The 13,326-nt window shown below is 56.9% G+C and carries 12 protein-coding genes, 2 tRNA genes, 2 rRNA genes and 2 pseudogenes (1 of these 18 only partly in view); 16 read left to right on the forward strand and 2 right to left on the reverse strand.

Annotated features, from left to right (window positions below; translation table 11 throughout):
* Nucleotides 1–32 precede the first annotated feature (32 nt).
* From IPM73_02100 to coq7, 4 genes are all read left to right on the forward strand, one after another.
* Complete coding sequence (locus IPM73_02100) at nt 33–593, forward strand: RNA pyrophosphohydrolase (GenBank protein ID MBK8916884.1); 561 nt, start codon at nt 33–35, stop codon at nt 591–593.
* Nucleotides 594–608: 15 nt separating this feature from the next.
* Nucleotides 609–1,214 (forward strand): CBS domain-containing protein, encoded by a 606-nt coding sequence (locus IPM73_02105; protein ID MBK8916885.1) that lies wholly within the window; start codon nt 609–611, stop codon nt 1,212–1,214.
* A 55-nt stretch (nt 1,215–1,269) separates the two neighbouring features.
* Complete coding sequence (locus IPM73_02110; protein MBK8916886.1) at nt 1,270–1,731, forward strand: CNP1-like family protein; 462 nt, start codon at nt 1,270–1,272, stop codon at nt 1,729–1,731.
* Nucleotides 1,732–1,881: 150 nt separating this feature from the next.
* The gene (gene coq7, locus IPM73_02115; GenBank protein MBK8916887.1) at nt 1,882–2,505 is read left to right on the forward strand and encodes a 2-polyprenyl-3-methyl-6-methoxy-1,4-benzoquinone monooxygenase; all 624 of its coding nucleotides are present in this window, start codon (nt 1,882–1,884) and stop codon (nt 2,503–2,505) included.
* Between the two features lie 207 nt (nt 2,506–2,712).
* Here coq7 and IPM73_02120 read toward each other — a convergent pair whose 3' ends face one another.
* Nucleotides 2,713–3,144, reverse strand: a complete 432-nt coding sequence (locus IPM73_02120) for an OsmC family protein (GenBank protein ID MBK8916888.1) — start codon at nt 3,142–3,144, stop codon at nt 2,713–2,715.
* A gap of 1,019 nt (nt 3,145–4,163) precedes the next feature.
* Here IPM73_02120 and IPM73_02125 point away from each other — a divergent pair.
* From IPM73_02125 to IPM73_02160, 8 genes and pseudogenes are all read left to right on the forward strand, one after another.
* Nucleotides 4,164–4,448, forward strand: a pseudogene (locus tag IPM73_02125) (ATP-binding protein).
* 264 nt (nt 4,449–4,712) lie between these two features.
* Nucleotides 4,713–5,141: a 50S ribosomal protein L13 gene (gene rplM, locus IPM73_02130; GenBank protein MBK8916889.1), complete on the forward strand. Its 429-nt coding sequence runs from the start codon at nt 4,713–4,715 to the stop codon at nt 5,139–5,141.
* A 10-nt stretch (nt 5,142–5,151) separates the two neighbouring features.
* A complete protein-coding gene (rpsI, locus tag IPM73_02135; protein MBK8916890.1) occupies nt 5,152–5,544 on the forward strand; it encodes a 30S ribosomal protein S9 in 393 nt (130 codons plus the stop codon).
* Between the two features lie 88 nt (nt 5,545–5,632).
* Nucleotides 5,633–6,661 (forward strand): N-acetyl-gamma-glutamyl-phosphate reductase, encoded by a 1,029-nt coding sequence (locus IPM73_02140; protein MBK8916891.1) that lies wholly within the window; start codon nt 5,633–5,635, stop codon nt 6,659–6,661.
* Nucleotides 6,637–7,374, forward strand: coding sequence for a hypothetical protein (locus IPM73_02145; protein MBK8916892.1), 738 nt, complete (start codon nt 6,637–6,639; stop codon nt 7,372–7,374). Before IPM73_02140 ends, IPM73_02145 begins: the two co-directional genes overlap by 25 nt.
* Nucleotides 7,375–7,383: 9 nt before the next feature.
* A complete protein-coding gene (locus IPM73_02150; GenBank protein MBK8916893.1) occupies nt 7,384–7,785 on the forward strand; it encodes a polymer-forming cytoskeletal protein in 402 nt (133 codons plus the stop codon).
* A gap of 61 nt (nt 7,786–7,846) precedes the next feature.
* On the forward strand, nt 7,847–8,197 hold the full coding sequence (gene erpA, locus IPM73_02155; protein MBK8916894.1) for an iron-sulfur cluster insertion protein ErpA: 351 nt from the start codon (nt 7,847–7,849) through the stop codon (nt 8,195–8,197).
* 211 nt (nt 8,198–8,408) lie between these two features.
* Nucleotides 8,409–9,605 (forward strand): tyrosine--tRNA ligase, encoded by a 1,197-nt coding sequence (locus IPM73_02160; GenBank protein ID MBK8916895.1) that lies wholly within the window; start codon nt 8,409–8,411, stop codon nt 9,603–9,605.
* 158 nt (nt 9,606–9,763) lie between these two features.
* Here the strand turns inward: IPM73_02160 and IPM73_02165 are convergent.
* Nucleotides 9,764–10,159 (reverse strand): annotated as a pseudogene (locus IPM73_02165) (transposase).
* Between the two features lie 314 nt (nt 10,160–10,473).
* On the opposite strand from IPM73_02165, the gene IPM73_02170 reads away from it, so the two are divergent.
* The 4 genes from IPM73_02170 to IPM73_02185 form a co-directional block, all read left to right on the forward strand.
* Nucleotides 10,474–12,011 (forward strand): 16S ribosomal RNA (locus IPM73_02170).
* A 62-nt stretch (nt 12,012–12,073) separates the two neighbouring features.
* Nucleotides 12,074–12,150 (forward strand) — tRNA-Ile (locus tag IPM73_02175).
* A 173-nt stretch (nt 12,151–12,323) separates the two neighbouring features.
* Nucleotides 12,324–12,399, forward strand: a tRNA-Ala gene (locus IPM73_02180).
* A gap of 227 nt (nt 12,400–12,626) precedes the next feature.
* A 23S ribosomal RNA gene (locus IPM73_02185) occupies nt 12,627–13,326 on the forward strand (it continues 2,180 nt past the right edge of the window).
* Together the 16S and 23S rRNA genes with 2 tRNA genes alongside form the textbook arrangement of a ribosomal RNA operon.

The following is a 13,326-nucleotide window of genomic DNA, read 5'->3' on the forward strand; positions in this document are numbered from 1 at the left end:
TGAACCCAACCAAAGTTATAGCAGGAAAATCTATGCTCGATCGTGAAGGCTATCGCCCGAACGTCGGCATCATTCTATGTAACGCCAAGAACGAGGTTTTCTGGGGTAAGCGCATACGCGAGCATTCGTGGCAGTTCCCGCAGGGTGGTATCAAGCGCGGTGAATCGCCCGAGGATGCCATGTATCGCGAACTCTACGAGGAGGTGGGCCTCAAGCCCGAGCATGTGCAAATCCTCGGACGGACCAAGGGCTGGTTGCGCTATGAAGTGCCGACACAATGGATCAAGCGGGAGTGGCGCGGTTCTTATCGTGGGCAAAAGCAAATCTGGTATCTGCTGCGATTGGTGGGCCGTGACACTGACGTGAGCCTCAGGGCGACGGAAAAACCTGAATTCGATGCATGGCGTTGGAACGACTATTGGGTGCCTCTGGATGTCGTTATCGAGTTCAAGCGCAACGTGTACCAGTTGGCTCTCAACGAGTTGGTCCGATATCTTGATGCGGATCGCAGGCACGGATTGCGCCGCCGGAACCGAAAGCAGGCAAATGAATCTGACTCCCACAAGCTGACGAAGGTCGATCAACCCGCGTAAGGAGAAGGAGGAATCATGGTAACGGAGAAAAAGCTCACCTCTTCCCGGCTCGAATCTGGAGCCGGATATCATCAGCCGGCGTCGTTTTCCCCGCAGCCGGTCACCGTCGAGTCGCCCGCACTAGAGGTCATGACTGATCTCAGGCTGGTTCCTGCTGCGACGATAGATCCTGAAACCCATATCGACGTGGCGAATCAGGCCATGATCGCGCGGGGGGTTCGCTCGCTGCTGGTTGTCGATCGGGGGGCTAACGTCATCGGAGTCGTCACGGCGCGCGACATTCTCGGCGAGCGTCCCATGCAGATGGTGAGCAAGCGAGGCATGCGGCATGATGAGATTCGGGTGGTGGATGTCATGACCCCGGGGTCTGAAATCGAAGTGCTCGAAATGGGAGATGTCTTGCGGGCGCGGGTCGGTGCGATCGTCGAGACGCTAAAGCGGACAGGGCGGCAGCATGCCTTGGTGGTAGACCATGATGTGGTCGCCAATCGGCAGATGGTGAGGGGAATATTCTCCGCTTCCCAGGTTGCAAGGCAACTTGGGATTCCTATGCACAACACTGAAGTTGCCCGCACTTTCGCCGAGATTGAGGCTGCCATTTCGCAAGATGCCACGGTGTAGTGGTTCTGTTTTAGGCGTTACCGCCGCACTGCTGGTATGGGCGGCCGGTAGCGCTGTGGCCGAGGTCGAAGACGATTTTCGTCTACAGCGCTGGGAGGAAGCCGACGTTGGATTTCCTGTGGCGCCGAGTGAGGTGGACTGTCTGCCGTTCTATGTCAGTGCCGCAACCGTCAATCGTTTTTGTGTAGACGCGAAGTCTCTTTCGGTCGGCCGAGACGGCGTTGTGCGATACACACTGATGATTTCAGCGCCCTCCGGAGTCCGGAACGTGAGCTTCGAAGGGATGCGCTGTGAGACCCGTGAGGTACGCCTGTACGCTTTGGGCCAGAGTGACGGGTCTTGGTCAAAATCCAGAGGCGAGCGTTGGCGCAGGATTTCCGAGGCTGGGGCCAACCGCCACCACGCGACCCTTTTTCTGGAGCATTTCTGCCCGGATGGGGTCATTGTTGCCCAGGGTGACGAGGCGCTTGCGAACCTTCGCAGAGGTGGGCGCCGGTCCAGAAATCAGATTTGGTAAGCGGTCAGGTTGGCCTAATTCTTGGAAGGAAGGGCGCTGGGTCCGGCTTTCTTGCCGGGGCGATTCCTCTTCCACTTGTCAGAGGCCTCTCCAGTCAGTCCGAATGGGTAGGCCAGTTGGTGCAGTAAGATAACTTTGCTGGAGAGTAGCTTGGTTTCCGATAGGGTCATCATAGAAGTGGACAAAATCGTTCGGACACTTTTTGCACCAGCGATAACCGTGCGTCCTCGGCCGGGGAAGGAATTCCCGGAAGCAAACCTGTCCGAGGTGGAAAGGTGTCACGTCATTGGCCTGATGCGTGTGGATCATGTTGGAGAAATCTGTGCGCAAGCGCTCTACCAAGGGCAGGCCCTCTCATCCGGCAATTCAGTCACCAAGGACGCGCTGGTCGAAGCAGCTAATGAGGAAACGGAGCACTTGGCCTGGACCGAGCAACGCATTCAGGAACTGATGGGGCGAAAAAGCTGCCTGAATCTCTTTTGGTACAGTGGGGCATTCGCGCTGGGGGTTTTGGCTGGAACAGCGGGCGATAGGTGGAATCTGGGATTCCTTGCCGAGACCGAGCGCCAAGTGGAGGCACATCTAGACAGCCATTTGCGCGAATTGCCCCCTAGAGACCTTCGATCCCGCGCGATCGTGGACCAGATGCGGCTCGACGAAATTAGACATGCTGAGATGGCATTGGAACTTGGGGGGGGCCGTTTGCCGGTGCCGATTGTCGTGGCGATGAAACTTGCCGCGCGATTCATGACCCGCACCGCTTATTACGTTTAGTCTCAATCCCTCGCAGACCTGCTAGGCAAGCTCAAGTGCAAAGGGTGTTGACGCGGCATCTTAGTAGTCAGATAGGTTCGGCACTCAACGCATCTCCGCTGCTCGCGCATCCTCGCCAAAGCTTTGGCGAGGATGCGGTTCGCTTCGCGCGATGGAGGTGCTGACGCGCGCTTCAGCATCGACGCAAACCTGTCCGACCTCTAGTTCTCAGGGAGTGACTTCCGTCAAGGTAAAGTCATAGGTGATCTCGGCGGTCTTGCTGAGCATGATCGAGGCTGAACAGTACTTTGCCTTGGACAGCTCTATGGCCCGCTTCACGGTCTCGGGTTTGAGGTCAGAGCCCGCGATCCTGAAACTGAAATGGATGTGCGTGAAGACTTTCGGGTCCGAGTCTGCGCGCTGGGCACTGAGTTGGACGTCGCAGGCAGTCACTTTGTGGCGGCCCTTCTTCAGGATCATAACAACGTCGAAGGCCGTGCAGCCCCCCGTTCCGGCAAGCAGCAACTCCATTGGCCGCGGTGCAAGATTACGGCCACCAGCTTCCGGGGCGCCGTCCATTACGACGGCGTGACCACTGCCAGTTTCCCCGAGGAAGGACATTCCGGAGCTGCTACCCAGCCAACGAACCGTGCATTCCATGGCGGACCTCAAATGCGCGGATTGTAGTGCATTTGATCGGGGCACTGGAGCATCAGCATTGCGGCACTGCAGCAGTATTGCCTGTTTTATGGTGCGAACGTGGCGTAAGTGGCGGTGCTTTATATTGAATAAATTGTTATAAACATACAATAAGCCGGAACGAGGGCCGGGCCGGGGGGGGGCGGCCCCCCCGGGGCCGGGGCCGGCGGGGCCGGCAGGGCCGGGCCAGCCGGGGGCGGGCCCCCGCGTCCCGCCCCCCCCCCCCCCCGCCGGGCCCCGGCCCCCCCCGGCCCCCCCGACCCCCGGGCCCCCCCCAAAAACCCCCGATATAAACCATGTGGTTAAATGCAATTGTAAAACAACATCGACAAACTAAAAAACAATGCTGGAATGCACAACAATAGCTTGTCTGCTTTGGCGAGTACAGGCACAATGCACAGCGTTGGAACCGTGATCGATCTGAGGTCTTGGTCGCTTGGTTCAGGCTTGTCTCCTCCACCCTCCTCCTTTGGTGTGGATTTACGCGGCTCTCCGAGCCGCGTTTTTTTTCGCACGTGCGGGGGGGGGCACGCCTGGGTCCGAAACTCACGCCGCTGCGCGTCCCCACGGGTACGCTGTCTGCATGCAAGTGCAGACGACACGTTAAATTGACCCCCTGACGACAGGAAGAATTGACCCCCTGGGCGCGAACCAGGAGGTGTCATGAAGGAAGCAAGAGAGCAGCATCCGGGCCTGCGAGGAAGCAGGAGAGAACGGATGCTGGAACCGGAAGCCGGAAGCAGTCGGGCAGATGTTGGCGTTGGAGCGGCTGGGGTAGGGGACGAAGCGGATTGCGCGGGAGCTGGGCGTGGCGCGCAATACGGTGAAGCGGTATGTGGCGGCGGGTCGCTACGTGCCGTATCGGGCGCCGGCCCGGCAAGGGAAGTTGGCGGGACTGGGGACGTGGCTGCAGGCGCAGTTTGCGCAGCACCGGGGCAACTGCGACGTGGTGCGGCAGGAACTGCAACGGCTGCAGGGCGTACCTGCCGTTCGAGCCCAAGGCCGCCCACCTGTTCTTCCAACTGGTCTCAAGGCGCTACGAGCGCGGCAGCTTCCTCATCACCAGCAACCGCACCGTGTCCGAATGGGGCGTGGTCTTCGGCGATGCCATCGCCGCCACTGCCATCCTCGACCGCATGCTGCACCACAGCCACGTCATCACCATCCGCGGTGACAGCTACCGTCTCAAAGACAAGCGTCGCGCCGGGGCACTGCTCCAGCAGCCCCCCGTCGCAGCCCCATCAACCATTCATCAACCCGCGTAGGGGGTCAGTTCTCAATGTCGCCAGGGGGTCAATTCCTGGTGTCGCTTGACATGTGTCAGACGCAGTTTGTGACTGGCAAGATGCGGTGACCCCTGAAATATGTGCGGGGGCCGTAAGATATCGATGGGTGGCCAGTCGGCATTTCGGGTTGCGCGTTGCCGAAAGCGTGGAACGGCACACTCAGGAAGTGCGTTTGACACATAGGAATTGGGTGCCTTATACTGCGCGGCTTTCTGTAATCAACCCGACCCCAAGGACGGCCAGATGAAAACTTTCTCCGCCAAGCCGCAAGAGGTGAAGCACGAGTGGTTTGTGGTGGATGCCACGGACAAAGTGCTCGGCCGCCTCGCATCCGAAATCGCTCGCCGTTTGCGAGGCAAACACAAGGCCATTTACACCCCCCATGTCGACACCGGCGATTTTATCGTCGTGACGAATGTCGAAAAGCTCGCGGTTACGGGTAACAAGGCCGAAGACAAGAAGTATTACCGTCACTCGGGGTACCCGGGCGGTGTGACCGAGACTACCTTCAAGAAAATGCAGCAGCGTTTCCCTGGCCGTGCGCTGGAAAAGGCTGTTAAAGGCATGTTGCCCAAGGGGCCGCTAGGCTATGCGATGCTCAAGAAACTGAAGTGCTATTCCGGGGGGGGGCATCCGCATGCAGCGCAACAACCCCGGGCTCTGGAACTCTAAGAGGTAGGAAATGGCTGAAGCTTATTTTTACGGTACTGGGCGCCGCAAGAGCGCGGTGGCTCGCGTGTTCATGAAGCGAGGCGGTGGGCTGATTGTTGTCAATGGCAAGCCGGTGGACGAGTTTTTCTCCCGCGAGACAGGGCGCATGATCGTGCGGCAGCCGTTGGAGTTGGTGGACCAACTCAAGGGCTTTGATATCAAGGTCAACGTCACCGGAGGGGGCGAGTCTGGTCAGGCGGGGGCCGTTCGGCATGGGATCACCCGTGCGCTCATCGAGTACGATGCCGCGATGAAGCCCGCTTTGTCCAAGGCGGGCTTTGTTACCCGTGATGCGCGTGAGGTTGAACGTAAGAAGGTCGGCTTCCACAAAGCTCGTCGTCGCAAGCAATTCTCGAAGCGCTAAATTGACGTTTCTTCAAGAAGCCGCCTCATGGCGGCTTTTTCCTTTTCTGGCCTGGGGATATGATCAAAGCCGCTGAGGGAGATGTGTAATGATAAAAGTCGGTATTGTTGGCGGAACGGGGTACACCGGGGTCGAGCTGCTTAGGTTGCTCACACCCCATCCAAAGGTGGAATTGGTGACCATCACCTCTCGTGGAGATGCAGGAACGCCGGTCACCCAAATGTTCCCCAGTCTACGAGGTTTCATCGACCTTGCCTTTGAGGATCCAGCCACGGCTCGCCTTGGCGCATGCGATCTCGTTTTCTTCGCGACCCCGAATGGCATCGCCATGCAGCAGGCCCCGGTCCTGCTTGAGGCCGGAGTCAAGGTAATTGATCTTGCGGCCGATTTCCGGCTACGTGATGTGCGCGAGTGGGAGAAGTGGTATGGCATGTCCCATGCTGCTCCTGGGTGGGTAGGGCAAGCAGTGTATGGGTTGCCGGAATTGAATCGCGACCGGATCAAGAAAGCGAGGCTTGTCGCAAACCCCGGGTGTTATCCAACGGCCGTTCAGTTGGGCTTTCTTCCATTACTGCGTTCAGGGCTGGTCGATACGGATACACTAATCGCCGATGCCAAATCCGGCGTTTCCGGGGCGGGCAGAAAAGCTGAAACGCACATCCTGTTTTCCGAAGCAGCGGACAATTTCAAGGCTTACGGTGTTTCGGGTCATCGGCATCTTCCGGAAATTCGCCAGGGCCTTTCGCAGTTTTCGGGTGGAGAAGTCGGACTAACGTTCGTGCCGCACCTCACGCCGATGATCCGGGGTATTCATGCGACGTTATACGCCCGCATTCGAGAAGAAGTGGATTTCCAAGCGCTTTTCGACACCGCTTATGCAGATGAGCCGTTCGTAGATGTCATGCCCCCCGGATCGCATCCGGAGACGCGTTCGGTCCGATCGGCCAATGTTTGTCGTCTGGCCATCCACAGACCTCAGGGGCAGCGTATCTTGGTAGTGCTTTCGGTCATCGACAACCTTGTGAAGGGGGCCGCGGGACAGGCGGTTCAGAACATGAACCTCATGTTCGGACTCGACGAAACCTTAGGGCTATGCCGACCCCCGGTTCTACCCTGAAAATTCGGCGCTTCCGACGTCACTTTGGCATTGCGGCTCCGAAGGTCGTTGTGCGTACTCACATTCCGTGGCCATGGTATGGGGTCGCGCTGCTGGTACTGATTCTGGGTGTGGCGATTACGGTTTGGGTAGTCGCCCAGCGAGGGGAAAAGGCTGTCCTTGTCGCGGAAATAAGTGATCTCAGAGAGAGCCTTGCAAGTTCGGAAGCCAAGTTGGCAGGACTGCGCGGATCGCTCGGTACCGAAGTCAGCGGTGTCCAGCTGGAGCGTACCGTTCGGCAGCAGCTCCAGGTGCGCGTAAAGGCTCTTGAATCCGAGAATGCGGCTCTGAAAGAAGAGATAGCGTATTTTGAGCGACTCGTTCCGCTTGCCGGTGGAGAGGCCTCGGTGCGGATCGAACGATTCCATGTCACGCGCGACCCTGAGGCCGGAGGGTACCGGTATCGGTTACTGTTGGCGTTTGAGGCGAGTAAGCAAGTTCGAGAATTCAAGGGGACGCTCCAAATTTCTGTAACTTACGTTCTGGAGGGGAAGGATGCTTTGCTCACTCTGCCGGAAGACGGAAAGAATGCCAGTGTGATGCTGGTGGAGTTAAAGCACTTCCTTAGGAAAGAAGGGGGCTTTCGACTGCCGAACGCCGCGCGGCTCAAGAGCGTCGAGGCGCGAATTCTTCACGGTGGTACACTGCGAGCCAAGCGCTTCGCTACCCTGTAGGAGATTGTCATGTTCGGTAAGCGTCCTGATGCAAAACCCCAAAACCGGATCGATAGCTTGATCGGCGCTGGCACGCGAGTGGAGGGGGATATCAAGTTTTCCGGAGGGCTCCGGATCGACGGTGAGGTCAAAGGTAGCGTAGTAGCCGGCGAGGGCGCGAGCGCGTCGACCCTGGTTTTGAGCGAGCAGGCGCGAATCGAGGGCGCGGTCGATGTTGCGCATCTCGTCATTAATGGCACCGTAGTTGGCCCGGTTACCGTTGCAGAGTCACTAGAAATGCAACCTAGAGCCAGAATCGTTGGCGATGTGGAATACTCGCTTATCGAGATGCATCAAGGGGCGGTTATCGAGGGCAGGCTGGTCCATCAGCCCGGGAAGTCGGTTGAACTTAAGTTGGCGGCTTCCAACTAACCCGTTGACGGCGTACGCGCTGACTCTGATAATCCCGCCTCAATTTTTCAAGGAGTTACCCATGAATTCAATTGCAGAAACTTCAGTGCCGCTTGTTTTCACCGATAGTGCGGCGAGCAAGGTGAAGGAACTGATCGAAGAGGAGGGCAACCCTGGATTGAAGCTTCGCGTTTTTGTGACTGGTGGAGGCTGTTCGGGCTTTCAGTACGGATTCACGTTTGACGAGGAAGTCAATGAAGACGATACGACCATGGAGAAAAACGGTGTGACGCTGCTCATCGATCCAATGAGTTATCAGTACCTTGTGGGCGCGGAGATCGATTTCACCGAGGGCTTGGAGGGGTCGCAGTTCGTGATCCGCAATCCAAATGCTACCTCTACATGTGGTTGTGGGTCCTCATTTTCGGCGTGATCGTAGTTTTTCAGACGAAGGGCGGCCAAGGCCGCCCTTCGTTGTTTCTGGCCATTAGCAACGCGCCTCGTTGCAGGTCGATTCGACCGTGTGGAATGTGTGGTGCGCAGGCGGTTGTCGTGCCTCAAGATTTAATATTCAGAGGGTTACGAGACTGTCCGGTGTGCGCCGGAGGCGATGAAATTAGCGAGAAAGGTAGTGCAAGCTCATGATATGCGATGTCGAAGATTCTCTGCACGTACTCAAAAGAGGGTGCGACGAGTTGCTCGTAGAAGCGCAGTTGATCGAAAGACTAAAGCTCGGGCGCCCCTTGAGGGTAAAGGCGGGATTCGATCCGACTGCGCCGGATTTGCATCTTGGGCACACCGTGCTGATCAACAAGCTGAGGCATTTTCAGCAACTGGGGCACAAGGTGCTTTTCCTGATTGGGGATTTCACTGCGATGATCGGAGATCCAACTGGAAAGAACGCCACGCGCCCGGCTCTTAGCAAGGATCAGGTAGTCCAGAACGCGCTCACCTACCAAGAACAAATATTCAGGATACTAGATCCCGAGGCAACTGAGGTTTGCTTTAATTCCAGTTGGTTTGACTCGCTTGGGGCCAGTGGGTTGATCAAACTGGCTGCCCAGCATACGGTGGCAAGGATGCTTGAGCGCGATGATTTCTCCAAGCGGTATGTTGGCGGGCAGCCTATTGCTATCCACGAGTTCCTCTATCCCCTGTGTCAGGGCTACGACTCTGTGGCGCTGCGGTCTGATGTCGAGTTGGGCGGGACGGATCAAAAATTCAATCTTCTGGTGGGTAGAGAATTGCAGAAGCACTACGGTCAACTGCCACAGTGCCTGCTGACAATGCCCCTCCTTGAGGGACTGGACGGCGTTAATAAAATGTCCAAGTCCCTTGGAAATTATATCGGCATAAATGAGCCGGCGCGTGAGATGTTTGGCAAGCTGATGTCTGTCTCAGACGAATTGATGTGGCGCTATTACGAGTTGCTGTCGTTTCGATCGGAGGCGGATATCGCGGGACTCAGGGCAGAAGTTGCTGCCGGTCGAAATCCTCGGGATATTAAGATACTGCTCGCTCAGGAGATTGTTACCCGCTTCCATGGGTCTACGGCGGCGTTCTCTGCGCAGGAAGAGTTCGAAGCCCGATTCCGGAGAGGGGTCCTTCCAGAAGACATGCCCGCCATTATGCTGAACTGCGGGGACGAGCTTCCTATCGCGCAAGTTCTCAAACTGGCTGGCCTTACGACGAGCACATCTGAGTCCCTGCGAATGATCGATCAGGGAGGCGTGCGCGCGAACGGCGAGAAGGTTTCCGACAAAACTCTGAGTCTCATGCGGGGCGATGTTGTCGTATTACAGGTGGGGAAGCGGAAATTCGCGCGAGTGACTCTGAGCTAACTAGGGCACCTTCGCCGAGCAGGCGGCGCCAGCGGTACAGGCTCGCCGCACTGATCGCTTCCCGTCGGCAGAAGGCGGCAACGCCCAGGCCGCTGTCGTCAAATTTCGCCAACAAGGATCGCCACTCGTGGTGGCTCCGCCGTGACCAGACCGGAGACGCCGAGATCCGGGGCGACCCCCGGCAGAGGCGAGAGCACCGCCCGCTCGACTTCGAAGCGACTGAGCGGCGCTTCGCCTGTGGTGCCGTGGCGACGCAGCCCGGCTTCCTCCATGACCCAGCGCTTCACTTGGGCGTTGAGGTCGGCGAGGTCACGGAATGCCTTCAAGGGCAGGAAATAGCCCTTCACGTACTTGACCCCGGAATCGACGATGCCCTTCTTCTGCGGGTCATGGGGCGGGCAGGGATCGATCTTGAAACCGTAGCCTTCGGCGCAGTCGGCGTAGGAGCGCTGCACTTCGGGATCGTTCTGGCAGGCCTTGATGATGGCGCACTTGGCGTTGTCGATGATGACCCGGGCCGGGACGCCAAAGAGCCACTCGAAGGCGCCGCGGTGGGGGTGTTGACCTGCCGTCAATGCTCCGTATAATGCGCACCTTCTTCGCTTCCGAGCGGCGCTGCTGCGAGGGTCCGCAGATCCTCGTAAGTAAGAAGTTGGTTGTTGGAGTTGACTGGTAGTTTTAGGTGCTTCATAATTCCGCTTCTTCGCTGGTTGGTGGTTTTTCTGGCGATGTTCTTTAAAAATTTGGACAACCGATAGGTGTGGGTGTCTTGATGCGAAGCGACGCGAGTCGCGAAAGTATTAAGGCAAATACACCGAGTAATAGGTAGAGAAATCTACCGTCAGTGAATTTGCGAGTTTGTTGGATTGAACTGAAGAGTTTGATCCTGGCTCAGATTGAACGCTGGCGGCATGCCTTACACATGCAAGTCGAACGGCAGCACGGGAGCAATCCTGGTGGCGAGTGGCGAACGGGTGAGTAAAGTATCGGAACGTACCTTTCAGTGGGGGATAACGTAGCGAAAGTTACGCTAATACCGCATATTCTGTGAGCAGGAAAGCAGGGGATCGCAAGACCTTGCGCTGATTGAGCGGCCGATATCAGATTAGCTAGTTGGTGGGGTAAAGGCCTACCAAGGCGACGATCTGTAGCGGGTCTGAGAGGATGATCCGCCACACTGGAACTGAGACACGGTCCAGACTCCTACGGGAGGCAGCAGTGGGGAATTTTGGACAATGGGGGCAACCCTGATCCAGCCATGCCGCGTGAGTGAAGAAGGCCTTCGGGTTGTAAAGCTCTTTCGGCCGGGACGAAATCGCACGGGCTAATACCCTGTGTGGATGACGGTACCGGAATAAGAAGCACCGGCTAACTACGTGCCAGCAGCCGCGGTAATACGTAGGGTGCGAGCGTTAATCGGAATTACTGGGCGTAAAGCGTGCGCAGGCGGTTTGATAAGACAGGCGTGAAATCCCCGGGCTTAACCTGGGAACTGCGCTTGTGACTGTCTCACTAGAGTACGGCAGAGGGGGGTGGAATTCCACGTGTAGCAGTGAAATGCGTAGAGATGTGGAGGAACACCGATGGCGAAGGCAGCCCCCTGGGCCGATACTGACGCTCATGCACGAAAGCGTGGGGAGCAAACAGGATTAGATACCCTGGTAGTCCACGCCCTAAACGATGTCAACTAGGTGTTGGGTGGGTAAAACCATTTAGTACCGGAGCTAACGCGTGAAGTTGACCGCCTGGGGAGTACGGCCGCAAGGTTAAAACTCAAAGGAATTGACGGGGACCCGCACAAGCGGTGGATGATGTGGATTAATTCGATGCAACGCGAAAAACCTTACCTACCCTTGACATGTCCAGGAGCCTGAAGAGATTTGGGTGTGCCCGAAAGGGAGCTGGAACACAGGTGCTGCATGGCTGTCGTCAGCTCGTGTCGTGAGATGTTGGGTTAAGTCCCGCAACGAGCGCAACCCTTGTCGTTAATTGCCATCATTTAGTTGGGCACTTTAACGAGACTGCCGGTGACAAACCGGAGGAAGGTGGGGATGACGTCAAGTCCTCATGGCCCTTATGGGTAGGGCTTCACACGTCATACAATGGTCGGTACAGAGGGTTGCCAAGCCGCGAGGTGGAGCCAATCCCAGAAAGCCGATCGTAGTCCGGATCGGAGGCTGCAACTCGCCTCCGTGAAGTCGGAATCGCTAGTAATCGCGGATCAGCATGTCGCGGTGAATACGTTCCCGGGTCTTGTAGACACCGCCCGTCACACCATGGGAGCGGGTTCCGCCAGAAGTAGGTAGCCTAACCGCAAGGGGGGCGCTTACCACGGCGGGGTTCGTGACTGGGGTGAAGTCGTAACAAGGTAGCCGTATCGGAAGGTGCGGCTGGATCACCTCCTTTCTAGAGATAAGCATCCTGGCACCCACAACCTATCGGTTGTTCGAAGAACAGCACACAGACGAGGGTCTGTAGCTCAGTCGGTTAGAGCACCGTCTTGATAAGGCGGGGGTCGTTGGTTCGATTCCAACCAGACCCACCAACTGGCTTTCGCTAACCTGCGCGCTTCGGCGTTGTCGAGAGGCTTGTGTACATGAGTACGCGGCGCCGCTCTCTGGCTTGAATCGCTTGGTTATCGAAACCCAGTGAAACGTCTATCAAGGTTGCGGGGCTTTGAATAAGCAAGTAATGCGCGGCTTAGGCAAAGCACCGGGAGGGGGATTAGCTCAGCTGGGAGAGCACCTGCTTTGCAAGCAGGGGGTCGTCGGTTCGATCCCGTCATCCTCCACCAGAACCTAAAGCTAAGCACAGGCGTTGTGCTTAGCTTTGGCTTCTGGCCAAAAAGCTTAAATGCTGTTTGCTCTTTAACAAAACGGAAGAAGGTTGTATCACTCGTTGCCGACAAGAAGGCGAGTGGTACGTGTGATTGCATCTGATATTGACGCTTACAGCTAGGCGTTGATATCGGCACAAATGAGTTGCCTATGGCCACTCTCGGGAGAGAGTTCAAGGTTATAGGATCAAGCGACTAAGTGCATGTGGTGGATGCCTTGGCGATCACAGGCGACGAAGGACGTGCAAGCCTGCGTTAAGCCCCGGGGAGCTGGCAACGAAGCTTTGATCCGGGGATGTCCGAATGGGGAAACCCACTCCGCAAGGAGTATCCCAACCTGAATCCATAGGGTTGGGAGGCGAACCGGGTGAACTGAAACATCTAAGTAGCCCGAGGAAAAGAAATCAACCGAGATTCCCTAAGTAGTGGCGAGCGAACGGGGAAGAGCCTGCAAGTGATAGCAGCTTTGTTAATGGAACGGAATGGAAAGTCCGGCCGTAGTGGGTGATAGCCCCGTACATGAAAACATCGCTGTGGTACTAAGTTTGCGACAAGTAGGGCGGGGCACGTGAAACCCTGTCTGAACATGGGGGGACCATCCTCCAAGGCTAAATACTCGTGATCGACCGATAGTGAACAAGTACCGTGAGGGAAAGGCGAAAAGAACCCCGGGGGGGGAGTGAAATAGAACCTGAAACCGCATGCATACAAACAGTGGGAGCCTCCTTGTGGGGTGACTGCGTACCTTTTGTATAATGGGTCAGCGACTTACGTTATGTTGCGAGCTTAACCGAATAGGGGAGGCGTAGCGAAAGCGAGTCTGATAAGGGCGTTGAGTAGCATGGCGTAGACCCGAAACCGGATGATCTATCCATGGCCAGGATG

Source organism: Betaproteobacteria bacterium (genome assembly GCA_016720065.1).
Classification (GTDB): domain Bacteria; phylum Pseudomonadota; class Gammaproteobacteria; order Burkholderiales; family Rhodocyclaceae; genus SSSZ01.

Excerpts from the sequence above, each read along its gene's own strand:
- IPM73_02100 (MBK8916884.1), top strand. The coding sequence starts at position 33 with ATGCTCGATCGTGAAGGCTATCGCCCGAACGTCGGCATCATTCTATGT.
- IPM73_02105 (MBK8916885.1), top strand. The coding sequence starts at position 609 with ATGGTAACGGAGAAAAAGCTCACCTCTTCCCGGCTCGAATCTGGAGCC.
- IPM73_02120 (MBK8916888.1), bottom strand. The coding sequence starts at position 3,144 with ATGGAATGCACGGTTCGTTGGCTGGGTAGCAGCTCCGGAATGTCCTTC.
- rplM (MBK8916889.1), top strand. The coding sequence starts at position 4,713 with ATGAAAACTTTCTCCGCCAAGCCGCAAGAGGTGAAGCACGAGTGGTTT.
- rpsI (MBK8916890.1), top strand. The coding sequence starts at position 5,152 with ATGGCTGAAGCTTATTTTTACGGTACTGGGCGCCGCAAGAGCGCGGTG.
- IPM73_02140 (MBK8916891.1), top strand. The coding sequence starts at position 5,633 with ATGATAAAAGTCGGTATTGTTGGCGGAACGGGGTACACCGGGGTCGAG.
- IPM73_02145 (MBK8916892.1), top strand. The coding sequence starts at position 6,637 with ATGCCGACCCCCGGTTCTACCCTGAAAATTCGGCGCTTCCGACGTCAC.
- IPM73_02150 (MBK8916893.1), top strand. The coding sequence starts at position 7,384 with ATGTTCGGTAAGCGTCCTGATGCAAAACCCCAAAACCGGATCGATAGC.
- erpA (MBK8916894.1), top strand. The coding sequence starts at position 7,847 with ATGAATTCAATTGCAGAAACTTCAGTGCCGCTTGTTTTCACCGATAGT.